A 25,443-nucleotide genomic window follows, 5' to 3' on the forward strand; every position below is an offset into this window, starting at 1 on the left:
GTGAATGTTGGTAAATCAAATTCATTGATCCTATGTGTCATTTCTTTTTTTATTGTAAGCTCGATTATAGTATTTTTTTCAGAATCTATTCAAGCGATGCATGCTGCTGATTATGGAAGTGCCTATTGGTTTGCTAGTGACCCTGGTGTTTATTATAAAATATTTTTACTGCGTGATGGTTCAACCATGACAACTGAGTCATTAATTTACTCATTTATGGTTGGTGCGCCGGTTTTAATGCTATTGCTAACTGATGGTCAAGTTTCACCTATTCTTATTTTTTCTTGTATGGTCTTCTTTTTTTCTCTTTATTCATCTATGAAATATTTAGAAAGAAATAGGATTCTATTTTTCTTTGGGATTGTTCTGATTCCATATGTTGCATTAGGCTTTTTTGCTTTAAACAAAGAGATATTTGTAGTGTCGTCAACTCTATTTTTTTTGGCGTACTATAAAAGTAACAATATTAAATATTTATTATGTTGCTTTTTTTTTCTGTTTTTTGCTCGTTATTACATGCTGTTTGTGTTTGTTTTTTGTTTATTTATTTTCCCTCCCGGAACTGGTAAAGTTCGTTGGAATTTTTTGTTATTGTCTTTATTTTTAGTTTCATTGCTCTCGCCCTTTGTTTTAAAAGGAGGCGCCTTGATGTCCTACTCTAGTGATGCAGCTGTTGGTGATAGTGGTTTTGTTTCTTTAACATTTTCAAATATGATTAGAAACTATATGTACTTTGTGGCATACATACCTAAGTATATTATGTTAATATTATCAAGGTTTTGGACTGTAATTGTGTCGGGAATTCATGCGGGTGCTAAAGCTAATTTATTGGGGTTTCTGTTTTCATTGTATACAATATTGGTTTTAATTTCGGTTGTTTTTAAAGTACATAACAAAAAAAGTGACTCATATCCATACCTAATGATGGCGATATTTTCCCCACTTCCAATTATGTTTAACGATATATTTCATTGGCGTTATTATATCTTTACAATTCCTGTTTTTATTTTTTATTTAAACCAAAGGAAAATTAATAATAGTGAAAAAAGACATTAAGTTTTCTTATCATCGAGAGATAAAGTATGTGCGGTATAGCAGGTTTTTATAGTAAGAATATCCCTTCAACATCCAGTTATGATGTTTTACGTAAAATGGGTAATCAAATAGAATCAAGAGGCCCAGATAGCTCAGGAGAATGGCTAAATTCAGAAGGAAAAGTTGGTTTCGCTCATAGAAGGTTGGCTATTTTAGATATAAGTGAGTCTGGGTCACAACCAATGACTTCTCAGTCAAAAAATTTTACTATTGTATTTAACGGTGAAATATATAACCATCTAGAGTTAAGGGCTTTAGTGGAAGAAGAGCGTGAAAATTTTGAGTGGATAGGTTTCTCTGATACAGAAACAATTTTAGCTTGTCTGGACGTGTGGGGTGTAACAAGGACTCTTAGTAAGTTGGTTGGTATGTTTGCTTTCGCTGTCTGGGATGAAGGTTTAAGAAAGTTAACTTTATGCAGAGACCGTATGGGTGAGAAACCTCTTTATTATGGCTGGCAACAAGATGAGTTTTTGTTTGGCTCAGAGCTCAAAGCACTTAAGGCTCACCCAAAGTTTGTCGGTGAAATAGATAGAAGGTCTTTAGCACTTTTACTTCGTTATTCTTATATTCCATCGCCAAATTCAATCTATCTAGGTATATCTAAATTAAGTCCAGGACATTATTTAGAAGTAGATTTAGAAAAAAATACATGCAACGAGTATAAATATGAAGACGCTGAAGACCTAATTCTTTCAGCAAAGAATAACTCATTTAATGGTACTGAACAAGAAGCTATAGAGAAGCTAGAAGGTCTCTTAAAAAAAGCAGTAAAAAGTCAAATGCTCTCAGATGTTTCAGTCGGAGCATTTCTTTCTGGAGGGGTTGACTCTTCTTTGGTGGTTTCCTTGATGCAATCTCAGTCAGAGACTCCGATAAAGACTTTTTCAATAGGGTTTCAAAATGAGGCTTATGATGAGGCTGTTTATGCGAAAAAGATTGCTGAGCATCTAGGTACAGAACATACGGAGGTGTATGTAAAGCCAGAAGATGCATTAAATGTTATTTCACTTTTACCTCAGCTATTCGATGAGCCTTTTGCTGACTCTTCTCAAATACCAACCTATCTGGTATCCAAAATTGCAAGCCAACATGTAACTGTTGCGTTGTCTGGAGATGCAGGAGATGAAGTATTTTGTGGTTATAATCGTTATATTGTGACTGACAAAACTTGGAGATCGCTTGCTAAATTACCTTTAAGTGTAAGGGCAATATTGTCTAAATTGATAACACTTTTACCTATAAAATATTGGGATGCACTTAACAAGGCTTTGCCTTTTAAGCACCAAATGTCCCGGCTTGGTGAAAAAATGCACAAAGGTGCTGCGGTATTAACCTCTGATTCTCTCACTGATCTTTATACAAACTTGGTTTCGAATTGGCGAGAGCCAGAAAGTGTCGTTTTAGGAGTGGACAAGAGACATGTTTCCTCAATTAAAGAACATGCAAGTAGGCGCTTGTCAAGCGATATTGAACATATGATGCTCTTAGACACGCTCTCTTATTTACCTGACGATATATTAGCTAAGGTTGATCGTGCTGCAATGGGAGTATCTTTGGAAACTAGAGTTCCTTTCCTCGATCGTGATCTTGTTAGATTCGCTTGGTCTTTACCTTTAAACCAAAAAATTAGAGATGGTGTAGCCAAGTGGTGTCTTAAAAAAATATTGTATAAGTACGTTCCCAAAGAATTAATTGAGCGCCCTAAAATGGGGTTTAGTCTTCCTTTGGCTGAGTGGTTACGTGGTCCGCTCAAACCTTGGGCTGAAGAGCTATTAGATTGTGATAAAATGAAGACGCAAGGATATCTTGACTCTTCCGTTATTAGAGAGCTTTGGCTGGAACATTTATCTGGTCGTAGCGATAAACATTCTCAATTATGGCCGGTTCTTATGTTTCAGCAATGGTTAGAATATAATGAGTTCAGTTGAACACTTCTCATTGAGGGAATTTTTAAAAGCTCACACAAACATACTTGTTATATTTGTGTGAGTCTATGAAATTAATTTAATTAAGGTATAGATGATGTCAAATAGGGCTATCGATTCAGATTTATTAAAGAAAATACTGGGTGTTGATGTATCCCCTGTTTCTTTTTCTGCTATCGGCGACATTCATTCAAATCATTCAAATAATTTGTTGACCTATTTGAAAGAGAAGAAATATATTGAAGTTGTATTAAATAATAAATTTATTCGGGGTGTCATATGTACCCAAGAAGTAGCTAATTTGTTACCGGATAAAATTGTTAAAGTTATTCATAATGATCCAAACTATGCTTTTTTCTCTATTGTTGATTATTTCGGCAATAGTAATGTAGGCGACTTTGACAGTGTTATTAAATCTCCAGTTTACTATTCTAATATAACGATTAGTAATAAAAATGTACAAATTGGCGAAAACGTTATTATTGAGCCAAACGTAACAATACATTCCGGAGTTGTAATAGAAAATAATGTTATATTAAGAAGTGGTTGTGTAATTGGTTTAGATACATTTCAACACCAAAAGACGTCTAAAGGAATTATTAGTCCAAAACATGACGGTATTTTACACATAAATTCAGGGTGTGAAATCGGAGCTAACTCTACTTTGAGTCGTGGTTTTAGTTACCGAAATACTGTTATTGGCAATCATTGTAAATTAGATGCTCAGGTGTACGTCGGGCACGGCACGATTATCGAAGATAACGTGTTGGTCTGCGCAGGTGCTAGAATTATGGGGCATGTTCGTATCTGTGAAAATGCCTTTATTGGTCCATCAAGTTCAGTTAGCAGTAGAATCCATATAGGCTCTAATGCAAGGGTTTCTATTGGCTCTGTTGTTACTAAAAATGTCGAATCTGACAGCGTCGTATCTGGGAATTTCGCAGTTCCTCATGATAAATTTATTCAGTTTATGAAAGCACAGGTTGAATAAATAATTTCTTTAATTTTAAGAATTGAAGTTATACTTAGTTCTTTAGAGGTATATAGTGAAGTATAGAAAAGATATTGATGGCTTAAGAGCTGTGGCTGTTCTATCGGTCATCTTTTTTCATTCTGGCGTGATTGCATTTTCTGGTGGTTTTGTTGGAGTTGATGTATTTTTTGTTATAAGTGGTTATTTGATAACAACTCTAGTTTATAACGACATTAAGAAGGGAGAGTTTAGCTTTTTATCATTTTATAAGAGAAGAGCGTTAAGATTACTTCCTGCTCTTAGTATTACGCTATTTTTTGTTTCTCTCTTTGGTTTTATTTTTCTTAATAATGCAGAGTTTAGTAATTTAGGAAAAGAAATAATATTCTCCTCTGTTGGTTTGGCGAATATATTGTTCGCTCAGGGGAGTAACTATTTTGTTAATGATAGTGTTTTCAATCCATTAATCCACCTTTGGTCACTGGGTGTTGAAGAGCAATTTTATTTTTTTTGGCCATTGATATTATTCCTTTTAGGACGCTATAACTTTCGCTTTCTATTTGTTATAACATTGTTTTTCATATGTTCATCTTTATATTTGTCAGAGACTGCAATTGAGATGAACCCTATAAAGTCTTATTATTACCCACATTATAGGTTCTTTGAGTTATTAGTAGGTGCTATTTTTGCTATTTTAGCTTCGGATAGGCGTTTTTCTTATTTGCATTCTAATGCCGTAATTAATGAGTTACTTTCATTTTTTAGTTTTTTTGCTATAGTTTATTTTAGTTTCGCATTTGATGAAAATACTCTATTTCCAGGGCTCAATGCCCTTTATCCTTGTATTGCTACCGGCATTTTTCTGTTTTGTTCAAAGTCAACAAAAATGGGTGACATATTAGGGAGTAAATTTTTTGTCTTTATTGGTTTAATATCTTATCCATTATATCTATATCACCAACCATTTTTATCTGTATTGCATTTTTTCAATATTGATATGAACCCTGTAAATTTAGCAATTTCTACGTTATTGGTTTGTAGTCCCTTAGCTTGGCTGACTTATAGATATATAGAGAGGCCGCTCAGGAAATCGTCTAGCTTCCATAAAGGAAAATGGCCAAGTTCATTAACTTTGGTTATATCTACTATTCCAATTTTTGTTGCTATAGGTGTTTTTATTAATAGAACACATGGTGTCCCTTGGAGATTTAATCTTTTGAACTCATTTGCATATGAAGTGAGTCAAAACAATGTTAGTAGCTTTCATGATAATTTTCAGCGCGGATATTCAGTGGGGCAGGAATCTGAGGGTAGGGTGTTATTCGTTGGTGATTCTGTATTACAAAATTACGTGGTTCCAATTGTTAATGCTCTAGATATCGAGCAATATGATCAAGTGGATGTAGTAAGTCGGGGAGGGTGCGTATTACTTAAAGGAGTTTCATTCCTTGATATTTTTTCCGATATATCATGTGATGACATTCGTGATAAGTTGTACTCTAGCGACAAACATTATAACTTAGTAGTTATATCGCAAAGCTGGTCTCTATACGATAAAAACATTCTGAACACTATAGATGATGGTAGCGAACTCTATTTTTTAAAAAAATGGGATAAACTACTATCGGATACCGTTGAATATTTTAATAATAAAGCTGATAAGGTGGTGATTATAGGAGCACATCCTTTTGTATCTGGAGCACAAGCTATTGAGCCTAATATACTGTTGACTAAGTCGAAGTATTTATCGGAGATACAGAGTTTAGAAGTGGTAAATATTAATTATTTGATAGACTCAAAGGTTTTTTTTCAATCATTTGTTAACGATAAAACTTCTATCTTATACCCATATGATATATGGTGCGGTGATGGTGGGGCCTGTAAACTTCATGATGAAGATTGGTCTTTTTTTGTAGATACAAAACACATTTCGTACGCTGGTGCTAGTTTCGCTGAAAAAAGATTGAATCAAGAGAGAATGTTGGATCTATTTAAAGACTAATTATGAAAAAAATAATTTTTGTTGTTAATGATGACTGGTTTTTTAAGTCACATAGGCTCCCAATTGCGTTGCGTGCAAAGCAATTAGGTTATGATGTACATATTGCTACGGGCCAATATGAAGGGTATTCAATCTTTAAGGAGTATGGGTTCAAGCATCATACTTTTAGAATTGCAAGGGGAAAAGTTAGCCCGATTTCTGATCTCTTTATGTTGGTTGATTTATGTCGATTATATTTCAAAGTTAAACCTGATATTGTTCATCATGTAACTATAAAACCAGTGATTTATGGTGGGATTGCATCGAGAATTGCGAACGTCAAAGGGATCGTTCAAGCAATATCTGGACTTGGTGTTATATTTATTGGTGAGGGTATTCGAGATCAAATCAAAAAGTATTTAGTATCAAAGTTATATAAAGTCGCTTTAGGTGGAAAAAACTCCGTAATTATTTGTCAGAATACTGATGATAAAGCAACATTAGAAAGTTTAGTAGGGTTGCCAAAACTCAACTTTAAGATAATAAAAGGGTCAGGTGTTGACTTGGTAGCATTAAAATATGTTCCATATAAAACTAGAGGAAATAAAAGGGTGGTTTTGTTATCTAGGATGCTAAAAGATAAAGGAGTATTAGAATTTTATGAAGCAGCAAAGCTATTAAAGCCCAGTTTTTCAAGTACAAAGTTTATTTTAGCCGGAGGAACCCACGACAATCCATCCTCCCTTGATGAAAAGAAGCTGGAATCTTGGAACAAAGAAGGGGTCATTGAATGGATCGGTCATGTGGACAACCCTAATAGTGTAATAGAAGATGCCGATATCGTTGTTTTACCCTCATACCGTGAAGGGCTTCCTAAAGTGCTTCTGGAAGCTGGCGCTATTGGGAGAGCGGTAGTTACAACCGATGTCCCTGGTTGTAGAGATGCTGTAATTGATGGACGCACCGCATTGGTTGTGAAAAGTAAATCAATAGATGAATTATCTGAGGCAATTAGAACTTTGTTATTAGATCATGAATTATGCGTATGTATGGGACTAAATGGACGGCAACTTGTAGAAAAGGAGTTCTCGATCGAGCATGTGGTTCTTAAGCATTTTGAAATATACGATTCTTTCGGTAACAGATCAATTTAGGGCCGGCTCACCCCATTTCAGAGACATCTGACATTAAAAAATTATCAGAGAACTTCTTTTTCCACTGAAGAGGGGTGAGAGTGTGCCGTGGCACTGAATCCGGTTTTCTAAGCAGGGAAAATTCATGAACATACCCATGTTTAAAGCAGGATAAGCCGAACATGAATTATATGGAATTTAAAGAGCATTTTAGCATATTGAGTGATACTCGTCAGGAAAGAAAAACGACTTATAACTTCTTCGAAGTGATGTTCCAAGTAGTGACCGCGATGTTATGCGGAATGAAAACTTGGGATGATATTGAAGCCTTCGGCGAAGAGAATTTAACGTGGTTTAGAAAGTTCAGTGACTATGCCCATGGAGTGCCGAGCCACGATACGCTGGCACGCATTGTTGGGTTGGTTGACCCGGACGAATTCTCACTGTGTTTTGTCCGTTGGTGTAATGATATTCAGCGCGAAATGGCGCTTGAAACTCATCATGTTGCGATTGATGGCAAGTCCTTGAGAGGAACATATGATTACAGCAAAAACAAGTGTTTAACACATATGGTCAATGCTTATTCGGTAGATGCAGGGCTTGTTCTTGGTCAGTTAAAGACAGATATCAAATCCAATGAAATTACGTTGATCCCAGAGATTTTAAAGCTAATCAAAGTGAAAGGACGGGTAATCAGCCTTGATGCTATGGGCTGCCAGCGAAGCATAGCAAAAGAGATAGTGGAAAGAGGTGGCGATTACTTAATGTCGGTGAAAAGTAACCAACCGCGTTTACACGGCCTGTTCGAATCGAAATTTGCTTTTGATAAGCTTGGAGAATACGCAGCCCAATCGGTTGAGCAAGAAGAGGTCGGTAAGCGAGGGCGCAAGATGGTGAGAACGTATATTACCGTACCATTTGAGCAAGAGCATGGTGACTTTGCAGTAGACTGGAAAGAGTTGAAAACGCTATGCATAGCAGTAACTTACCAGAAAGATAACCACGAATTATCAGGCAGTATGGGAATACGGTATTTTATTTCCTCGAAGAAATTAACCCCATCAGGCTTTGGTCAGTTGTGCCGTGGAAACTGGGGTGTAGAAAGCATGCACTGGTGGTTAGATAGTGTGATGAATGAAGATGATAGCAGAATCATCTACAAGCACGCCTCAGAAAACTTGTCACGAATTCGTCAAATGTGTATGAACTTTATCAAGTTAGTTGAGAGTATCCGCCCCACGATCCCACGGGGCGTTTTAGTGTGAGAAGTTCCAAGGAAGCAGTGAGTTGATATCAGGCTCGGACTTTGCCAGCTCTTTCATACATTTGACCATGTAATCGTAGAGTATCAGTCCGTTGGCTTTCGCCGTCTCGATGATGCTATACAGCAAAGCGCTCGCATCAGCACCAAGCGGATTCGTCGAGAATAACCAATTTTTTCGGCCAATGACCAGCGATTTGATTGCGCGTTCCACTCGGTTGTTATCGATAGATAAATGTCCATCGTCAACATAGCGTATCAGCTTAGGCCACTGCCCCAAGGTGTACTTAATCGCTTTTCCAAGCGGACTCGATTCAATGACTTTCTGCGAGGTTAACCAGTCATAGAGATCATCCAGCAGCGGTTTGGCTCGGGATTGCCTTTCAGACCAACGTTCTTCGACCGAAGCGAGTTTTAATCGCGATTCCAGTGCATACAGCTTTTGGATTTTGGCTAACGCCACATCCGCTTTACCTGTTTTGCCTTTGCCCTGAAGCTTCTTCGCCTCCATGAACTTACGGCGAGCGTGAGCAAAGCAACCCACATTGGTCACGTTAGTTAATCCGTCATAAGCCGCGTAGCCATCACTTTGCAGATAGCCTGAGTAATCGCCCAAGAAGTTCACGGGACACGCTCTCGCGCGACTGTTTTGATAGTCGAACAAGACGATATTTTTCATGTCAGGTAAGGTGGCTTTGGGGGAGTCGGCTCCCGAGCAGTACAGCCACATGTAACATTGCTTGTCTTCCTTGAGTACATTGAGTGGCGTTTCATCGGCCTGAACCACCACTTGTTCAAGTAAATGTATTTTTAATGCTTGATAAAGCGGTTTGAACTTTTCACTGACTTGGATTACCCACCTTGCCATGGTCGTTCTCGATAACTCAATGCCTGATTGGGTGAACAAGGTTTCCTGACGATACAGCGGCAGCGCATACTGATATTTGCCTAAAATAATGTTGGCAAGCAGGCTTTCGGTAGCGAAGCTTTTGGGAATGATGCTTATCGGTGCGGGTTGTTGGTGAATTTTGCTTTTTTCAGCCTGTTGTTCACACTGACGACAGGCGTATTTCGGGCGAACATATTCCAACACTTTTAGGACGGCGGGCGTGAACTCCAGCTTTTCACTGCGGTCTTCGCCGATTTTATGCAGAGTGTGTTGGCAGCATGAGCACTGTTTGTCGTGCTCATCTAGGTCAAGCTCGATAATGTCACGTGGCAAGTCTTTAGGAAGCGGTTGACGTTTACCACGATGTTTGATGGTCGTCGTTGTTGTGGTGGTGATAACCTCATCTTCCGCTTTCGCCGCTTCACATTCCGCCTCATTAAAGAGGTCGCCCTGTGCTTCGTTATATGGTTTTAACGCTTCCGAGCGTTTGGCGAACTGACGGTCAAGGGCCAGTTTAAACTGCTCAATTAAGGATTGGCGCTCTTGTTGCCACTCTTTTTTCTCCGACATCAACGCTTTCACCATAGCTTGAAGCTCGGCGATGTCTTGGCTTTCTGGGTTAATATCGGGCGTCTTTTTCATGGCATTGATTATACTAAAAACACCACGCCAAAGCTTGATATAACTGACTTTTTTCGAGCTTAACTCATTGTGAAATTGTCTATTTTTATCGGTTTATGGCCGATTATCGTGAAGCCAGATAACAGCCTGTCTAAGTCAAAGTGAGTCAGGGTGTACATCTGTTTTTCCTCTTGAGTGGGCCATTTGAATTTGGCTTTTTCGAGCCGTTTGTACCACAGGGCAAAGCCCGTTTTATCCCAGTACAACACTTTAACTTTGTCGCGTTGTTTATTGGTAAACAGGAATAGCGCACCTGTGCCTAACGGCAAATCGGTTTCGGACTCGATAATTGCGGCTAATCCATTGATGGATTTTCTAAAGTCCACGAACTCTCGATACAAGTAAATATTGGGTGCACTGAGCATTCTCTTCATGATAGTACCCCAATTAGTTCGGCTAAGTAATGGACGGGAGTGCCTTGAGGTACGCTGAGTTCAACGTTATTTATCGATAAAGTCATATTGGCTACGGATGCTTGAGCCACTTGGTAGTGAGTCGTTTTTTCGATAACTTCGGCTTTAACAAAGCCGCCGATATTAGCTGACTGTGTAGTTTGTAACTGTTGGCGTTTGGCATAAAAGGTAGGCAGACTTAGCCCGTTACGCTCACAGAAGACCCGCTGGGATAGATGACTGGATTGGTATTTTTCAAACAGGGTTTGCCATTCTTGGTCGGTGCGTCGTTTTGCCATTTCAAATCTCCTTGTGGTTGGAGATTTGATCTTATGGCGGACTGAGGATGATTAGAATGTGGGGTTTATGATGCGCTTACAGTTGAGATGAAGGGCACCCTGAAAAGACGGCAGTTAAAATGCGCATTGAATACGGAGTTCCGTGAGCGAGTTTTATTTGGTGATTAACATTTCGTTAACTCATGCGCGGACCCTGGTTGTGAGCCTTTATGTAGAAAGGGTGTTTATTAATTTTCTATGGTGCATGCCCTTGGTGAATATTTTCATTTTGTTATTCACTTTTATTATTTTTTGTCGGAGAAACATCCAAAGCTTGCTTTAACCACGTAGTGATACGCCAAACGTAAGTGAGGATAAGCAAGTAAATCAAGAAACAGGCGATGAAGGCATAGAACATAACATATTCAGGTACGCCCATTATTTCTGCATAAATACCAATACCAGCATAAGTTGCTGCAATCAGGCAAATCACAATTAGAGTCTGAGTTGAACTCAGGCCTAGGCGCTGAAAAATGTGATGTAAATGCTCTCTGTCTGGTTTGAAGGGTGAGCAGCCACGTTGCATTCGACGTATCATTATTGCAGCCATGTCCATAAGCGGTACAGCAATCAACCATAGTGCGGTAACTGGCTGAAGAGGTGCCCCTTTTCCATTTTGGCTTGAAAGCAGTAAAAACCAAATTACAGTGAATCCAATAACCATGCTTCCAGCATCACCCATAAAGACTTTGCGTTTTCTTCCAAATGCACCAAGGTTTAGAAGTATGTATGGCAGCATGATCACAACCATCACCAAGCAAAGGTAGGCAATATTTTGTTGCCCATCATGTGCCAGTAGAATCCCCAATCCGCCAAAAGTGACGACCGAAAGCCCTCCTAATAGCCCATCAATACCATCAACCATATTAAACGCGTTGATAGCGCCAACAACGGCAAATATTGTAACCAAGTAACCAAACCACCCTAATGTGATTACATCTCCTGTTCCAAAGACATCACCAATCGTGTGGAGTTCAATTCCTCCTATCATCATCATGGCTACCGATAGTATGGCTTGAACAGCAAATCTAATCTTGAAGCTTATATCGAATTTATCATCCAACGCACCAACAATAACTAAGGTCATGATACAAGCAGCAAATAGAGGTGTATGGGGGATTATAGATGTGTTATTGAATAAAAAATAAAGCATAGATATACATATCGATATGCCCCCAACTAAAGGGATTGAACCATTGTGTAGCTTTCGTGCATTAGGCTTGTCGACTAAGCCTATCTTTTTTGCAAATTTTCTCAGCAAGAACAATGAAGCCAGAGAAAAGAAAAAAAGGAATGCGAGGTCAACAAGTGGTATTAGCACGAAAATAAGCCTTTTAGAATAGTGATGAACAATATTAAACGAATTACACTTTTCGATAAAGTAAAGCGATTCGTTCGGTGAGTATATCCTTAGCTTTTTGCCATCAAAACAGTGTTTTTTGATTAACTTTCTTAAAAATAGGTGTACCAACACAGTTTATTACATTGTGAAATTGATGTCGATCGGGCTGATTGAATGAGAAATTCACTTTGGATTGAATTGAATTCACAATGCATTTTTGATTCTTTAGGAACTCGCGTATGAACATCACCCATCATGGCGGAAAACATACGGTCACCGGCTCTTGCCATGAACTCAATCTTAATGGGGGCAGCGTACTCATTGATTGTGGTTTAGTGCAGGGGAAAAGTCCAAAGTCGCTCAATATCGAATTTGCGCTTCGCCATATCAAAGCGTTGGTGTTAACGCATTCGCATATTGATCATATCGGGCGTATTCCATGGCTATTGGCTGCAGGCTTTAACCAACCGATTTACTGCACTCCTGCAACTGCAGAGCTTGTGCCACTGATGCTCGAAGATGGCTTAAAGCTTCAACTTGGGCTTAACCATGGGCAGCGCCATCGAGTATTGGATCGCGTAAAGTCACTGATTAAGCCTATTGAATACGGCGTGTGGCAGCCAATTTCTCGTGATCTCCCTCATTGCTATTTTCGCTTCAACCCAGCAGGTCATATATTGGGTTCGGCATTTGTCGAGTTTAAATTACCAAATAACGAGATTGTGGTTTTTTCTGGTGATCTCGGTCCAAGCAATACGCCACTGCTGCCAGACCCTGTTTCGCCACCACGTGCGGACTACCTCTACATTGAAACGACCTATGGCGATAAAGTTCACGAAAGTGTCGAGCAAAGGTCGCAGCGCCTACAGGCCATTATCAACCGTTCACTGCAAGATGGCGGCACGATCTTGATTCCTGCGTTTAGTGTTGGTCGAACTCAGGAATTACTGTTTGATATCGAGCAGTTGATTTTCGAACATGGTATTGCTGGAAATATTCCGATTATTTTAGACTCGCCGATGGCGCAAAAAGTAACCAAGTCTTATCGCCGTTTTAAAAAACTGTGGGGCAAAGAAGCGAAAGTGCGTTTAGACGCAAAGCGGCATCCATTGGCTTTCGAGCAGTGTATAACGGTTGAAGATAATCGCTCACATCATGCTTTAGTGAACCGCTTAGCCTCAACGGGCGAGCCCGCAATTGTTGTTGCTGCTTCTGGTATGTGTGAGGGTGGGCGAGTGATGGACTATCTAAAAGCGCTATTGCCAGATCAGCGCACCGACGTCATTTTTGCAGGTTACCAAGCTGAAGGAACGCTAGGCCGCGCAATACAGCAAGGTGATAACCAGGTGTGGATTGATGGTAAACAAACGCAGGTTAACGCGTTCATTCATACCATGTCTGGCTATTCAGCCCATGCAGATCAAGCAGACCTGTTGCGTTTTATTGAAGGTATTGCTGAAAAACCAAAGCAGATCCATCTAATTCACGGAGAGCCGGAAACAAAGCAAGCTTTTGCTGTAAAGCTCAGAAGTGCGGGGTATAAGTTTGTGAGTTGAGGTGAGTCAGCGAACGAAGGTTTGCGTTTCTCTTTCCTTGGTGGGAAGGTATCATACTTCATCCGTTAGAATTCGAGCATCCCGTGCTAAGGTGAATACGATGACTTTAAATCCTCAACGTTGGAAACAGCGTCTACAAAACTTATCCAAAGCGCAGCATCGTCTTGAAAAAGCTTGTTCTCAAAAAACTTACAATGAACTAGAGCTTGCTGGGTTAGTGCAAACGTTCGAGTTTTCATTTGAGTTAACTTGGAAAACGCTAAAAGATTTACTTGAATTTGAAGGTTTTGATGTTGCTTCACCACGAAGTGTTATTCGTACTGCATTAGAGGCGAGACATCTTTCTTCTGATCAATGTGAGGTGCTACTTGAAGCATTGATGAAGCGAAATCTGCTATCACATACCTACGATGAAAAAAATGTCCTTGAAGCACAACAGCTTATTGTGGAACGTTTTTCTCCGGTAATCGGTGAGATTACCGACTATTTAGAAGTGAAAAGTTTAGAGGCAAAAAGTGGTCAGTAAAGCCCTTGTCTCAATAAAAATTGGTTTAAAACTTCATCAATATCAGTTATTGAACGACGCAGTATTGTCCAACCCTTTGGTTGAGCGTGCGTGGGTTTTTGGCTCTCGGGCGCTGGGTACATTTAAAGAGAGTTCAGATATCGACATTGCGTTAGAAGGGAAAGCGCTCACCTTAAATGAGATTGCGCTGATGCTTGATACTTTGGATCAATCATCTTTACCATACAAGGTCGATTTGTTGATTAAGCATAAAATCACTTCACCTGAATTGTTGGCCCATATCGAACAGCATGGCTTGCGGATCAAGTGAAAGCCGAAACCCCTTAATACCCTTTATCAAAATCAATACGGTTTTCCAGTTGGAAACCTTCACGCCATAACTGGTAGTTGCGTGTAAAAATCTCTACCACCTGCTCAGGAAAACTGACAGCGGCAATGTGCGGAGTTAACGTGATGCTCGGGTGTTGCCAAAACGAATGTTCCCTATCGAGCGGTTCTTGCTCAAATACATCCAGATAGGCGTGTTGAATGTGACCCAGTTCAATCGCGGTAATGAGGTCACTCTCGACGAGGTTTTTGCCGCGTCCGACATTAAACAATAACGCCTGTTGGCAATGACTCAGCGTATTCTGGTTTAACAGACCGAGCGTTTGAGGCGTGTTGGGTAAGGTACTGACCACAATATCGGCTTGGGCAAAGGCCGCGCCAAGTTCATTGACATGATAGGTCTGATCAAATTGGCCACTTCTAGCAGGGATCCCTGTACTGTTAACCCCAACAACCGTTAAACCAAACGCTTTTGCTACCTGTGCTAAGTGACTACCAATCGCACCCGTGCCGAGTATAACCATGGTTTTGCCATTAATTGACTGGTAAGCATGCGGTAGCCATTGTTTGTGTTGCTGTTGAACTTGGTAGCGTGGAAAGTGCCTGAAATGTGCAATAGTGTAGCCAAGTACATACTCGGCAATTTGTTGGCCAAAGATGCCTTTCACATTGGTCAATTGGTAATCTTGACGCAAATTAGGGTCAATTAAAGTATCCACACCGGCATAGGCTGATTGTAACCACTCTAGATTAGGGAAGTCTTGCAGACACTTTGCGGCCATTGGGGGAGCTGCTAGCAGAATAGTTGCTTGGTGGCGATCGGTAGTGATAACCAAGTCTGTCAAACCCGCTTTCTCTAGAGCTTGGCGGTAAATCTCATCATGCTCGGTAAGAATATACACTTTATCGGTGAAATTGTTCATCAGCTTTGCTTTTTTCCCTGTTGTTTATCAAGTACACTTCCGCTGTCTTTTTCTGCAACGATTGAGTGATTATGCTACAAAACCCTCTACAGGTTCGTCTTGAGAAATTTGAACCTTGGCAACAAATTACTTTTATGGCGTGTTTGTGTGAACGTATGTACCCGAACTATGCCATGTTTTGCGATAATGCTGAATTTGCTCATGCGCGAGTATATCGCGATATTCTAGACAGCGTTTGGGAATTGCTCACGGTAAAAAATGCTAAAATTAATTTCGAGAATCAGTTAGAGAAGTTGGAAGAGATCATTCCAAGCTCGGAAGATTTTGATGTTTACGCTGTTTATCCTGCAATCGATGCGTGCGTAGCGTTATCTAACTTGCTGCATGGCTTGCTTGACCGTGATTATTTGTATGAAAACATGCAGAAGATCAGTCAAATTTCAGTGCTGACAGTCGCTCAGTTAGAAGAAGCGCAAACCGGCGAAGCGATCAATAATGAAAACCAAAAGCAGAATGAAGCGGTTTGCGAAGAGTGGGATATCCAGTGGGCTATTTTCCGTCCACTTCGTGAAGCGGTTGAACGCGACATTGATTTAATTAAAGATTTACGTCAAGAGCTGCGTGATGAAGGCGTGAGCAACATTGGTGTAAGTCTTTAGCTTAAGTGCAAAAAATCCGATATCTTTGTTTCGATATCGGATTTTTGATATTCAGTTTAACGTGAATTAAGCGTGCGTTTGTAAATACGCTTCCAACTCTTCCATTAAAGTTTGGGTCACTAGCTCACCGTCAAGATAACAAGCCACATCATTTCCGTTGCGCACGCCTAAAAGCGTTGCTTTCTCACCGTTGTTGTAAGTGATGTTCATTTGTATGGTGTTGTCATCAATTTTCTGCATTTCACCTTTTTCAATCATCGAGCTTATTGGTGATTATTCTTCATCTCGATTTTCAATGACACCGTGTTTCTTTTTCCACATTTCCCAGCGTTGGTAGGCCAACTGCTGCATGTCGGTGATCTTGTCAGCCTCATCTACAATTTGCTCACCTAGTAAATATTCAAAGATATCTTCTAAAGTCAAAATGCCTTGTACTGTACCGTATTCATCGACTACTAAGGCTAGCTGTAGACGCTTTTTCATGATTTGCTCGAACGCTTTAAACAGGCTCATTTTGTTTAAAAGCGCATGCAGTGGGCGCATCACTTCTTCTAAACGTTTCTCACCTTGTCCTTTTTGTTGCAGCTTAAATAGCTCTAAACGAAGCACAAAGCCGACAATATTGCCTTTGCTTTGGTTATATACCAGTGGACGTGAGAAAGGTGTTTCACTGTGTTGCTGTAAAAATTCATTGATGGTCATTTCACCATCGACGCGAAATAGTACCGTGCGTGGCGTCATTACTTGGGTGACCGGGACATACTGAATACTCAACAAGTTATTGAGTATTTTTGATTCGCCTTCGGTAAGCTCACCACTTTCATTGGCAAGTAGTGCCATAGCCGATAATTCATCGCGCATTTTAGGTTGTTCAATATTACGAGCCAAACGCTTGGTGATCTGCTCTGAAAACCAGACAAATGGAGTCAATGCCCAAACCATCCAACGTAGTATTGTGGCAGCAACAGGTGCCAGTTGACGCCAGTAAGTAGCGCCTAGGGTTTTGGGGACAATTTCAGAAAGTACCAAAATACCTAACGTTAATACTGCAGAGAATACTCCCAGCCATTCGCTGCCAAATACCACAGCAGCTTGTGCACCAGCACTAGCTGCACCGATGGTATGAGCGATGGTATTTAGCGTTAAGATTGAAGCTAGTGGGCGATCAATATCCGCTTTTAACTGGTTTAGTTTTTCAGCAGCAGGGTGCTGTTGTTGACGTAGTTGAGCAAGATAGCTCGGTGTAATACTTAATAGCATCGCCTCTAAAACCGAACAGATAAAAGAGACACCGATAGCAACGGCAATATAAACCGTAAGCAAAAACATGAATGATCCTTAGTAAGATATACCATACCAATAGTGCGTTTCACGATACCTGAACATGACTGGTGCTGATATTTTAAGTCGTCTACTGACTTGAAATATCAGGCTATTCAAGTATAGACATGCTATAAATAAGGCTTTCAAGCATGAAAAACAAGCCAATGTGTTTTGTTAATCAGTAACAAATTGTGAGTTAATGCTCATATTGTGGTTAAAAGTAAGGCATAGAGACAAAACTTCAGTGACAAACCTTTGCCAGACGGGGGCTTTATGCTTTAGAGTGATCTCAATTCGATAACCTATAAGAAGGGAAACCTAATGAACAAGACCCAATTAATCGACTTTATCGCAGAAAAAGCAGACCTATCTAAAGCACAAGCAAAAGCTGCTCTTGAAGCGACTTTAGGCGCAGTTGAAGGCGCTCTCAAAGAGGGTGACCAAGTTCAACTAATTGGTTTTGGTACATTCAAAGTAAACCACCGTGCAGCGCGTACTGGTCGCAACCCTAAAACGGGTGCTGAGATCCAAATCGCAGCAGCAAACGTTCCAGCATTCGTAGCAGGTAAAGCGCTGAAAGATTCAGTGAAATAATTTATACTACGCCGAGATACTCTCTCGGCGTAGATTCTTCCCATGAAAAAATTCCTGTTACCATCTCTATGCTCTCTTTTCCTTATCGGGTGCACTGCTTCTAGTCACACGCCCAATATTGAACAATATGTAAATTATACCAGTGGACAAACGATGGGTGATGCCACCAGTTTTTATTGGTATACCGAGCGTCTTGTTTTGCCCAACAGTGCCGCTGACTATGTCAATTCTGGTGAGTATGGTGGCTATCAAACCAATTACCGCTGGGACGAAGGCTCATTGCGAGAGTTAAAGCGAGAAGGTTCATTACCGAGCAACAATAACTTGGTGCCTTATAGTATTCATCTGCGTTTTAATAAAGATGGTGAAGCGGTTTATCAACAATATCGTGTTGATGGAAAAGTGCTGCCATTGAGTAAAGAGCAGCTATCTATTTACCTTGCGCAATCTCAGTATGTTGCTTCTGTTACTAAAGACAATCGCGGTTTGTCATTAATCCAAGGTGTTTGGGATGGTGAAGTATTTGCAAGCTGCACTGGCAATCAATACAGTCAAGTTGAATTCAATCAAAACTTGCATCGCGTTGATACGAGCTCTTCGTCACCGAAGCATTACCTCGCTTTTCTTGGTAAGGTTCGCAATAACCGCATGTATGTTGAGAGGCTGTTAATGCAGGCCGATGAAAACCATGGTTGTGTAAATAAGCCTCAATTGATAGAAGATTAAAAAAATAAGGCGTTCATTGAACACCTTATTGACAAGAAGTGATGAGCTGTTTTTAGTTTGACTCTTGCTCACGTGCAATCGCGCGGTAACCAATGTCGTTGCGGTAGAACATACCATTCCAACTCACTTGTTTAGTAAGAGCATAAGCGCGCTGCTGAGCTTCTGATACGCTATTACCGAGTGCTGTTGCACACAGTACTCGGCCGCCGTTAGTGACTACATCGCCAGCATCGTTGTTGGTTGTACCTGCGTGGAAAATTTTCTCACCTTCCACTTCTTGTTGTGGTAAGCCTGAAATGACATCACCTTTAGCGTAATCAGCCGGATAACCGCCAGCAGCAAGGACAATACCGATAGACGCACGAGGGTCCCATTTCGATTCCATCTGATCAAGTTTACCATCGATAGCTGCCAAACAGAGTTCAACCAAGTCAGATTGCATACGCATCATAATCGGTTGGGTTTCTGGGTCACCAAAACGGCAGTTGTATTCGATTACTTTTGGTGTGCCAGCAGCATCAATCATCAAACCTGCGTACAAGAAACCTGTATATGGGTTACCTTCAACTGCCATGCCACGTACGGTAGGGTAAATGACTTCTTGCATCACGCGGTCATGAATCTCAGCGGTCACAACTGGCGCTGGGGAGTAAGCGCCCATACCGCCAGTGTTGGGGCCGGTATCTTTGTCGCCGACGCGTTTGTGGTCTTGGCTGGTGGCCATGGGTAACACATTTTCACCATCAACCATCACGATAAAGCTTGCTTCTTCGCCATCTAAAAATTCTTCGATGACCACGCGACTGCCTGCATTGCCAAAAGCATTGCCTGCCAGCATATCTTTAATCGCATCTTCCGCTTCTTGCAGGGTCATTGCCACGATAACCCCTTTACCAGCAGCAAGGCCGTCAGCTTTGACAACAATCGGTGCACCTTGCTCACGTACGTATGCTAAAGCTGGGTCAATTTCAGTGAAATTGGCGTAAGCCCCAGTTGGAATTTGATGGCGAGCTAGGAAGTCTTTAGTAAAGGCTTTAGAGCCTTCAAGTTGCGCCGCTGCCTGAGTTGGACCAAAAATAGGTAATCTAGCTTCACGGAAAGCATCAACCACGCCAAGAACCAATGGAACTTCAGGGCCAACAATGGTCAGTTCAATCTGTTTCTGTTTGGCAAATTCAACTAGTTCAGAGATGCTCTCTACGCCAATGTTGACGTTTTCTAGTTTAGGCTCAAGTGCTGTTCCTGCATTGCCTGGCGCAATAAATACAGTTTCAACTTGAGAGTTTTGCGCGACTTTCCAACCAAGAGCGTGTTCGCGACCGCCAGAACCAATAATTAAAACTCGCATATTTAAAATTCCTTAATCTTAAAATATCGTTCACTCAAAGTAGTTGCTGCTGTGGCGTCGTTAACGACGCCACGCTGCCAAATACGAAGAGAGTATTAATGGCGGAAGTGACGCATTCCGGTAAAGATCATCGCCATACCGTGTTCGTCGGCGGCGGCAATCACTTCGTCATCACGCATTGAACCACCAGGTTGGATCACGCATTTTATCCCCGCTTCTGCAGCGGCATCGATGCCGTCACGGAATGGGAAGAAAGCGTCTGATGCCATCACACAACCTTCCACTTGTAGTCCTTCATCTGCGGCCTTAATCCCAGCGATTTTCGCCGAGTAGACGCGACTCATTTGGCCAGCGCCCACGCCGATGGTCATATCACCTTTAGAGTAAACAATTGCGTTAGATTTCACGTATTTTGCTACCTTCCAGCAAAATAGTGCGTCTTTTAGCTCTTCTGCGGTTGGTTGGCGCTTCGAGACAACTTTAAGATCTTCGGCTGAAACCATGCCTTGGTCACGGTCTTGCATCAGTAGGCCGCCATTAACGCGCTTGACATCAAAGCCTGTTGTCTTCGTTGACCATTGACCACATTCAAGTAGGCGAACGTTTTTCTTCGCAGCTACAACTTCTACCGCTTCCGCTGAAACAGAAGGAGCGATGATCACTTCAACAAATTGACGTTCCACGATAGCAGCTGCAGTTTGGGCGTCTAGCTCACGGTTGAACGCGATGATGCCACCAAATGCAGACGTTGGGTCTGTTTGGTAAGCGCGGTTGTATGCTTCAAGAAGGTCACAACCTAGTGCAACACCACATGGGTTAGCGTGCTTTACTATCACACATGCTGGCTCGGCGAATTCTTTTACGCACTCAAGTGCTGCATCGGTATCGGCGATATTGTTGTAAGACAGCGCTTTGCCTTGGATTTGGCGTGCAGTCGAGACTGAGGCTTCCTCTGGATTGGCTTCAACATAGAAAGCGGCCGCTTGGTGACTGTTCTCACCATAGCGCATATCTTGTTTTTTGAGGAACTGCTGGTTGAAGGTGCGAGGGAATTTGCTCTCTTCATCGGCCTTCTTTCCTTCGTCATCAAGTAAAGAGGCGCCGTAAGAAGGAACCATAGTGCCGAAGTAGTTGGCGATCATGCCATCGTAGGCAGCAGTATGTTCGAAGGCCGCAATCGCAAGGTCAAAACGAGTTTCTAGAGTAAGAGACTTATCGTTAGCGTCCATCTCGGCAATTACGCGGTCATAGTCATGTGCATTCACCACGATAGTTACGTCTTTGTGGTTTTTAGCCGCAGAGCGAACCATGGTTGGGCCACCGATATCGATGTTTTCAACGGCATCGGCTAGAGTACAACCTGCTTTTGCTACGGTTTCTGCAAATGGGTACAAGTTCACTACCACCATATCAATGGCTTGAATACCGTGTTTTTGCATGATTTCATCATCTTGGCCGCGGCGGCCCAGAACGCCACCATGCACTTTCGGGTGTAGTGTTTTCACACGGCCATCCATCATTTCAGGGAAACCGGTATAGTCAGAGACTTCTGTTACTGCAATACCTTGGTCTGCCAATAGGCGAGCGGTGCCGCCAGTAGAAAGAATATCGACACCACGCTTCGTTAATGCTTGAGCGAACTCAACAATGCCTGTTTTGTCTGATACGCTGATCAATGCGCGGTGAATAGGACGAGCGTTATTCATGCTTCGGTCTTCCTCAAATCATGGAGTTAATGGGAAATTTGATGGCGCACATTCTAACCAAATAATTACAAAAAAGCTCGAGCAATCGTTTGCTATTGCAAAAATAATTGTAGAAATGGCGAGAATAGGCAATAAAAGTTACGAAAAGGTTAATTGAGGTATTTATGTTTCAGATCGGTGAATTAGCAAAAAGGTGCGGTGTATCGACAGATACATTACGTTTTTATGAAAAAAATGCGTTGATTAAGCCTGCAGGGCGCAGTGAGTCTGGTTACCGTTTATATAATGAAGAAAATCAGCAACAAGTCAGTTTTATTCTTAAGGCGAAAAGAGTCGGGCTGAGTTTAGATGAGATAAAAGAACTATTAGAAATTAAATTGGAAGCAACAGTACACAGTTGTGCAGAAGTGAAATCGATCACCTCAGCAAAATTGATGTCAATCGACCAAAAAATTGCTGAACTGACCACTATTCGTCAAGCATTAAAGAAAATTAATGATGCGTGTTGTGGCCATGCTGAAGATAACGCCAGTCACTGTTCTATTTTGACGGCGTTAGCCATCAATAAACCTTAGTTTGCATTTTTGATAATAGTGAGTGTTAGGGACGTTATATAAACCTTTACATAATCGCCTGCTTATTTTATTGATATTTTTAATATCTAAATTAAACGGATGTGTGAGGCACCTCTTATTGCTGTTGTTGCTTGTGGTGCACACATGGTTGGAATGTATTTTCAAATCAACGACTGGATTTTGAGCGTTGATGAAAATAAGTTGTATCGCCAAGATAGGGAAGTTGCGGTCGAACCGAGATTAATAAACCTTTTATATTTTCTTGCAAGAAATTCACGGGAAGTGTTTTGTCGTGAAGAGTTGATAGAGCACGTTTGGAACGGAGCGATTGTGACCGGCCAAGTGGTGATTCAATCAATCTTTGAGCTGCGAAAACTACTACGTGATGGACGTGAGGAGAATATTAATTATCTCACCACCGTACCTAAACGCGGCTATAAATTAATGGCGAATGTGTCTGAAATTACGTCAGAACAATTTGCACAGCAACGCGTTGGCGTTGTCGTATCAAATGAACCATTACAAGTTTGGCATTTTCAGTGGTGAGTTCTCTTTCTCTATCGTTGATTTTTGCATCTTTACGCCACCCATAAATTTGAAATTCATACAACGATAGCTGTCGTGCGGCAGCTGCGACACCGACTTTCTCTGCTAACTTAAGCGCTTCGGCTTTAAATTCAGGAGCATGTTTGATTCGTGTTTTCTTAGTTGTCATTGTTCACATCGTTAGTGATTGTACTCACTTAACTCAGTGTCCAAAACTTCTGGTGTAGATCACTACGATTTGAACCTGACCATTCGTACAATGTTGCCTTCGCTTTATAAAGAAGATACAAGTTTTTACGAGGGCATGCGTATCCAAGAATTGACGCAAAGTATTCATGACCTGATTAAGAAATATGCATTGCCAGAATTGATGTACAAAGCATTTGATGTATTGCCTGAGATGAAAGTGACGCCACACGCGGCATGGCAACAAGAGCTTCGTGGTCAAACGGAAGAAGTGCTGTTGAATGAAATGGTCACAGAAAGTTCTCGTCCAGTATTAGAGTTTTTAGAAATGCTGTGTGAAATCGGTGCTTATTATCCTGGCTTTGAAACGGATATTCACGGTTTGTATCGTCAGGCCGATGGTAGTTACACAGTGAAAGTGCTGAAAGATTAATAAAATAGAAAATTAATTCGAGCGTGCCTCCATTCACCAATGTACGTTGAGCAGAGAGAGCCTTTTGACTCTCTCTTTTTCGTTTTTATTTCTCAATCATCGAATTAAGCTGACCGTTATTAAGCCGTTCATTTAAACCTTAAACACACCGACGCTACGAGCTAGTTGCTGGCCGCTTTGCATCAATTGTTCGCTGGCGGCGACAACTTGGTTTGCTTGCGCTGCCGCTTGGGTACTGTGATCGGCGATATTGGTTAAGTTGCGGCTGATTTCATCGGTCGCCATAGTTTGCTGAGAACTGGCTTCAGCGATGTGTTCATTGAGCGATAAAATAGTATTCACTTGCTCATCAATTTCATTGAGCATTTGCTGTGCAAGCTCAGCTTGTTCTAACGTTGCTTTTGATTGCTGCTGAGTTTGTTCCATTGACTGGCTGAGTTCTTTAGCTCGATTTTGCAAGCTAGCAATGATCTGTTCAATTTCATTGGTGCTAGTTTGAGTTCGAGTCGCCAGTGCCCGCACTTCATCGGCAACCACTGCAAAGCCTCGACCTTGCTCACCAGCACGAGCCGCTTCAATGGCTGCGTTGAGTGCCAATAAATTGGTTTGTTCTGCCACGCCTCGAATCACAGCCAGTACAGCACCGACATCTTGCGTTTCTTTAGTTAGACTTTGAGTCGTCGCTTCGGTAGCGGTCAATAAGTCGGATAATGAATCCATGTAGCTTGAGGCTTTGGCAATCACGGCACTACCTGCTTGGCCTTTTTCACTCGCAGTGTGCGCGGCTTTGGCTGCATCGTGAGCGGAGTTGGCTACTTCTTGGTTGCTTGCATGCAACTGATTCATCGCCGAAGCTACGGTATCGATTGATTGCTGTTGATCCATGGCTTTATTCGATGCGTTTTGAGCCACTTGTGTTAACTCAATAGCAGAGCCTGTGATGTGTTCAGTTATCGGGTTAATGTCTTGCACAATATGGCGAATTTTGGCCGTAAATTCATTAAAGGCTTGTGCGATATGCGAGAGTTCATCATTGCCTTTCACGTCCAACTGCTTGGTTAAGTCGCCATCACCTTTAGCGATCTCTTCTAATGCATTTTGCGTTTCTTCACAAGGCTGAGTAATGCTGCGGCTGATGGTGGCAGAAAGGGCGATCATCACAATAATAACGGCGCTAAGCAGCATAAGAACGGATTGAATGCGTTGCCAAATCAGTGCGTTGATATCATCAATATACACTCCAGTCCCAATGATCCATCCCCACGGCTTAAACAGTTTTACGTATGAAATCTTTTCTACATCAACCTCTGAGCCCGGTTTTGGCCACATGTAGTTGACAAATCCCTCGCCTTGTTTTTTGGTGACATTAACGAATTCAACGAAAAGTTTTTTACCGGTTGGGTCTTTGATTGTTGAGAGATTTTTTCCATCTAGTTGCGGCTTAATCGGGTGCATGACCATTCTTGGTTCAGAGTCATTGATCCAGAAATAATCTTCATTTTGATAGCGAAGTTTAGCAATGGCTTGTTTGGCTTGCGTTTGAGCTTGTTGTTGAGATAGCGAACCACTTTGTTGTAATTGATGGTAATGCTCAAGCAAGCTATGCCCGGCCTCCACTAAGTGGCGGGTTTTGGTTTGCTTGGCAGTCATCAGATCATCTTGATAATCATTGAGCATCGAGATAAAAGGGATCAGTAACAGCAGCGTGATAACACTTGTCAGCAAGAATAAGCGGGTTCTGATTTTGGTGCGGCGTAAGCTGGATAGGGCCATAAACTTCACTCCTTGAATACGGCTAGCGATACTTCTCTAAAGAATCATTTTTATTATTGGATGTTTGATTATGGTTGAATTTCTAAAAATTGAACATAACAGAGTACATTTGTTACGTAAATGCGACTAAAGGAGGAATAAAACATCAGCTTATTCATCGTTTCACTTTTTAAATCTCACAATAAAAAGTGTTTAAAACGAAAAAACCGAGCACTGAGGCTCGGTTTTG

At 41.2% G+C, this 25,443-nt stretch carries 22 protein-coding genes and 4 pseudogenes; 15 read left to right on the forward strand and 11 right to left on the reverse strand.

Going from position 1 to position 25,443, the window contains the following annotated elements; genetic code table 11:
* The 6 genes from AACW06_RS02940 to AACW06_RS02965 all read left to right on the forward strand — a co-directional run bounded on the left by AACW06_RS02940 (nt 1) and on the right by AACW06_RS02965 (nt 8,375).
* Nucleotides 1-1,056, forward strand: coding sequence for a hypothetical protein (locus AACW06_RS02940; RefSeq protein WP_192073919.1), 1,056 nt, complete (start codon nt 1-3; stop codon nt 1,054-1,056).
* Nucleotides 1,057-1,082: 26 nt separating this feature from the next.
* Nucleotides 1,083-3,026, forward strand: coding sequence for an asparagine synthase (glutamine-hydrolyzing) (gene asnB / locus AACW06_RS02945; RefSeq protein ID WP_192073920.1), 1,944 nt, complete (start codon nt 1,083-1,085; stop codon nt 3,024-3,026).
* 94 nt (nt 3,027-3,120) lie between these two features.
* The gene (locus AACW06_RS02950; protein ID WP_339379016.1) at nt 3,121-4,014 is read left to right on the forward strand and encodes a DapH/DapD/GlmU-related protein; all 894 of its coding nucleotides are present in this window, start codon (nt 3,121-3,123) and stop codon (nt 4,012-4,014) included.
* Nucleotides 4,015-4,069: 55 nt separating this feature from the next.
* Nucleotides 4,070-5,998 (forward strand): acyltransferase family protein, encoded by a 1,929-nt coding sequence (locus AACW06_RS02955; protein WP_192073922.1) that lies wholly within the window; start codon nt 4,070-4,072, stop codon nt 5,996-5,998.
* 2 nt (nt 5,999-6,000) lie between these two features.
* A complete protein-coding gene (locus AACW06_RS02960; RefSeq protein WP_192073923.1) occupies nt 6,001-7,131 on the forward strand; it encodes a glycosyltransferase family 4 protein in 1,131 nt (376 codons plus the stop codon).
* 161 nt (nt 7,132-7,292) lie between these two features.
* Nucleotides 7,293-8,375, forward strand: coding sequence for an ISAs1 family transposase (locus tag AACW06_RS02965; protein WP_192073924.1), 1,083 nt, complete (start codon nt 7,293-7,295; stop codon nt 8,373-8,375).
* Here AACW06_RS02965 and tnpC read toward each other — a convergent pair.
* From tnpC to wecA, 4 genes are all read right to left on the reverse strand, one after another.
* On the reverse strand, nt 8,367-9,902 hold the full coding sequence (tnpC, locus tag AACW06_RS02970) for an IS66 family transposase (RefSeq protein ID WP_192073925.1): 1,536 nt from the start codon (nt 9,900-9,902) through the stop codon (nt 8,367-8,369). The genes AACW06_RS02965 and tnpC overlap by 9 nt on opposite strands.
* Before the next feature lie 59 nt (nt 9,903-9,961).
* On the reverse strand, nt 9,962-10,315 hold the full coding sequence (gene tnpB / locus AACW06_RS02975) for an IS66 family insertion sequence element accessory protein TnpB (RefSeq protein ID WP_192073926.1): 354 nt from the start codon (nt 10,313-10,315) through the stop codon (nt 9,962-9,964).
* Entirely contained in the window at nt 10,312-10,632 is a 321-nt protein-coding gene (tnpA, locus tag AACW06_RS02980; RefSeq protein ID WP_192073927.1) for an IS66 family insertion sequence element accessory protein TnpA, read from the reverse strand. Before tnpA ends, tnpB begins: the two co-directional genes overlap by 4 nt.
* 271 nt (nt 10,633-10,903) lie before the next feature.
* Nucleotides 10,904-11,992: a UDP-N-acetylglucosamine--undecaprenyl-phosphate N-acetylglucosaminephosphotransferase gene (gene wecA, locus AACW06_RS02985; RefSeq protein ID WP_192074020.1), complete on the reverse strand. Its 1,089-nt coding sequence runs from the start codon at nt 11,990-11,992 to the stop codon at nt 10,904-10,906.
* A 260-nt stretch (nt 11,993-12,252) separates the two neighbouring features.
* On the opposite strand from wecA, the gene AACW06_RS02990 reads away from it, so the two are divergent.
* The 3 genes from AACW06_RS02990 (at nt 12,253) to AACW06_RS03000 (ending at nt 14,405) form a co-directional block, all read left to right on the forward strand.
* Nucleotides 12,253-13,569 (forward strand): MBL fold metallo-hydrolase RNA specificity domain-containing protein, encoded by a 1,317-nt coding sequence (locus tag AACW06_RS02990; protein WP_192073928.1) that lies wholly within the window; start codon nt 12,253-12,255, stop codon nt 13,567-13,569.
* 100 nt (nt 13,570-13,669) lie between these two features.
* Entirely contained in the window at nt 13,670-14,095 is a 426-nt protein-coding gene (locus AACW06_RS02995) for an HI0074 family nucleotidyltransferase substrate-binding subunit (protein ID WP_168520693.1), read from the forward strand.
* The gene (locus AACW06_RS03000) at nt 14,085-14,405 is read left to right on the forward strand and encodes a nucleotidyltransferase family protein (protein WP_192073929.1); all 321 of its coding nucleotides are present in this window, start codon (nt 14,085-14,087) and stop codon (nt 14,403-14,405) included. The genes AACW06_RS02995 and AACW06_RS03000 overlap by 11 nt, the downstream gene beginning before the upstream one ends.
* 13 nt (nt 14,406-14,418) lie before the next feature.
* On the opposite strand, the gene AACW06_RS03005 is transcribed toward AACW06_RS03000, so the two are convergent.
* The gene (locus AACW06_RS03005) at nt 14,419-15,345 is read right to left on the reverse strand and encodes a D-2-hydroxyacid dehydrogenase (RefSeq protein ID WP_192073930.1); all 927 of its coding nucleotides are present in this window, start codon (nt 15,343-15,345) and stop codon (nt 14,419-14,421) included.
* Between the two features lie 71 nt (nt 15,346-15,416).
* Between AACW06_RS03005 and AACW06_RS03010 the strand changes: the two genes are divergently transcribed.
* Nucleotides 15,417-16,004 (forward strand): YjaG family protein, encoded by a 588-nt coding sequence (locus AACW06_RS03010; RefSeq protein ID WP_192073931.1) that lies wholly within the window; start codon nt 15,417-15,419, stop codon nt 16,002-16,004.
* 66 nt (nt 16,005-16,070) lie between these two features.
* On the opposite strand, the pseudogene AACW06_RS03015 reads toward AACW06_RS03010, so the two are convergent.
* Nucleotides 16,071-16,262 (reverse strand): annotated as a pseudogene (locus AACW06_RS03015) (hypothetical protein); the annotation flags it as partial.
* Nucleotides 16,263-16,277: 15 nt separating this feature from the next.
* Nucleotides 16,278-17,333 carry a CNNM domain-containing protein gene (locus AACW06_RS03020; protein WP_192073933.1) on the reverse strand — a complete coding sequence of 352 codons (1,056 nt, stop codon included), beginning with the start codon at nt 17,331-17,333 and terminating at the stop codon, nt 16,278-16,280.
* 315 nt (nt 17,334-17,648) lie between these two features.
* Between AACW06_RS03020 and hupA the strand changes: the two genes are divergently transcribed.
* Together hupA and AACW06_RS03030 are read left to right on the forward strand one after the other, a co-directional pair.
* Nucleotides 17,649-17,921, forward strand: coding sequence for a nucleoid-associated protein HU-alpha (gene hupA / locus AACW06_RS03025; RefSeq protein ID WP_010320328.1), 273 nt, complete (start codon nt 17,649-17,651; stop codon nt 17,919-17,921).
* Between the two features lie 42 nt (nt 17,922-17,963).
* Nucleotides 17,964-18,647 carry a DUF1481 domain-containing protein gene (locus AACW06_RS03030; protein WP_192073934.1) on the forward strand — a complete coding sequence of 228 codons (684 nt, stop codon included), beginning with the start codon at nt 17,964-17,966 and terminating at the stop codon, nt 18,645-18,647.
* 52 nt (nt 18,648-18,699) lie between these two features.
* Here AACW06_RS03030 and purD read toward each other — a convergent pair whose 3' ends face one another.
* Complete coding sequence (purD, locus tag AACW06_RS03035) at nt 18,700-19,995, reverse strand: phosphoribosylamine--glycine ligase (protein ID WP_192073935.1); 1,296 nt, start codon at nt 19,993-19,995, stop codon at nt 18,700-18,702.
* Between the two features lie 95 nt (nt 19,996-20,090).
* On the reverse strand, nt 20,091-21,701 hold the full coding sequence (gene purH, locus AACW06_RS03040; RefSeq protein ID WP_192073936.1) for a bifunctional phosphoribosylaminoimidazolecarboxamide formyltransferase/IMP cyclohydrolase: 1,611 nt from the start codon (nt 21,699-21,701) through the stop codon (nt 20,091-20,093).
* A gap of 164 nt (nt 21,702-21,865) precedes the next feature.
* Between purH and zntR the strand changes: the two genes are divergently transcribed.
* Entirely contained in the window at nt 21,866-22,276 is a 411-nt protein-coding gene (gene zntR / locus AACW06_RS03045) for a Zn(2+)-responsive transcriptional regulator (RefSeq protein ID WP_192073937.1), read from the forward strand.
* A 144-nt stretch (nt 22,277-22,420) separates the two neighbouring features.
* A pseudogene (locus tag AACW06_RS03050) lies at nt 22,421-22,768 on the forward strand (winged helix-turn-helix domain-containing protein); the annotation flags it as partial.
* Nucleotides 22,769-22,799: 31 nt separating this feature from the next.
* Here AACW06_RS03050 and AACW06_RS03055 read toward each other — a convergent pair.
* Nucleotides 22,800-22,991, reverse strand: a pseudogene (locus AACW06_RS03055) (transposase); the annotation flags it as partial.
* A gap of 63 nt (nt 22,992-23,054) precedes the next feature.
* Between AACW06_RS03055 and AACW06_RS03060 the strand changes: the two are divergent.
* A pseudogene (locus AACW06_RS03060) lies at nt 23,055-23,441 on the forward strand (lysine decarboxylase LdcC); the annotation flags it as partial.
* 132 nt (nt 23,442-23,573) lie between these two features.
* On the opposite strand, the gene AACW06_RS03065 reads toward AACW06_RS03060, so the two are convergent.
* A complete protein-coding gene (locus tag AACW06_RS03065; protein WP_192073938.1) occupies nt 23,574-25,214 on the reverse strand; it encodes a methyl-accepting chemotaxis protein in 1,641 nt (546 codons plus the stop codon).
* Nucleotides 25,215-25,443 lie beyond the last annotated feature (229 nt).

The sequence above is a fragment of the Vibrio sp. S12_S33 genome (genome assembly GCF_963889785.1).
GTDB classification, from domain to species: Bacteria; Pseudomonadota; Gammaproteobacteria; order Enterobacterales; family Vibrionaceae; genus Vibrio; species Vibrio aestuarianus.

Bases quoted from the DNA above. Each gene is read 5' to 3' on its own strand.
- asnB (WP_192073920.1), top strand. From the start codon at position 1,083: ATGTGCGGTATAGCAGGTTTTTATAGTAAGAATATCCCTTCAACATCC.
- AACW06_RS02950 (WP_339379016.1), top strand. From the start codon at position 3,121: ATGTCAAATAGGGCTATCGATTCAGATTTATTAAAGAAAATACTGGGT.
- AACW06_RS02960 (WP_192073923.1), top strand. From the start codon at position 6,001: ATGAAAAAAATAATTTTTGTTGTTAATGATGACTGGTTTTTTAAGTCA.
- AACW06_RS02965 (WP_192073924.1), top strand. From the start codon at position 7,293: ATGAATTATATGGAATTTAAAGAGCATTTTAGCATATTGAGTGATACT.
- tnpC (WP_192073925.1), bottom strand. From the start codon at position 9,902: ATGAAAAAGACGCCCGATATTAACCCAGAAAGCCAAGACATCGCCGAG.
- tnpB (WP_192073926.1), bottom strand. From the start codon at position 10,315: ATGAAGAGAATGCTCAGTGCACCCAATATTTACTTGTATCGAGAGTTC.
- tnpA (WP_192073927.1), bottom strand. From the start codon at position 10,632: ATGGCAAAACGACGCACCGACCAAGAATGGCAAACCCTGTTTGAAAAA.
- AACW06_RS02990 (WP_192073928.1), top strand. From the start codon at position 12,253: ATGAACATCACCCATCATGGCGGAAAACATACGGTCACCGGCTCTTGC.
- AACW06_RS02995 (WP_168520693.1), top strand. From the start codon at position 13,670: ATGACTTTAAATCCTCAACGTTGGAAACAGCGTCTACAAAACTTATCC.
- AACW06_RS03005 (WP_192073930.1), bottom strand. From the start codon at position 15,345: ATGAACAATTTCACCGATAAAGTGTATATTCTTACCGAGCATGATGAG.
- AACW06_RS03010 (WP_192073931.1), top strand. From the start codon at position 15,417: ATGCTACAAAACCCTCTACAGGTTCGTCTTGAGAAATTTGAACCTTGG.
- AACW06_RS03020 (WP_192073933.1), bottom strand. From the start codon at position 17,333: ATGTTTTTGCTTACGGTTTATATTGCCGTTGCTATCGGTGTCTCTTTT.
- hupA (WP_010320328.1), top strand. From the start codon at position 17,649: ATGAACAAGACCCAATTAATCGACTTTATCGCAGAAAAAGCAGACCTA.
- AACW06_RS03030 (WP_192073934.1), top strand. From the start codon at position 17,964: ATGAAAAAATTCCTGTTACCATCTCTATGCTCTCTTTTCCTTATCGGG.
- purD (WP_192073935.1), bottom strand. From the start codon at position 19,995: ATGCGAGTTTTAATTATTGGTTCTGGCGGTCGCGAACACGCTCTTGGT.
- purH (WP_192073936.1), bottom strand. From the start codon at position 21,701: ATGAATAACGCTCGTCCTATTCACCGCGCATTGATCAGCGTATCAGAC.
- zntR (WP_192073937.1), top strand. From the start codon at position 21,866: ATGTTTCAGATCGGTGAATTAGCAAAAAGGTGCGGTGTATCGACAGAT.
- AACW06_RS03065 (WP_192073938.1), bottom strand. From the start codon at position 25,214: ATGGCCCTATCCAGCTTACGCCGCACCAAAATCAGAACCCGCTTATTC.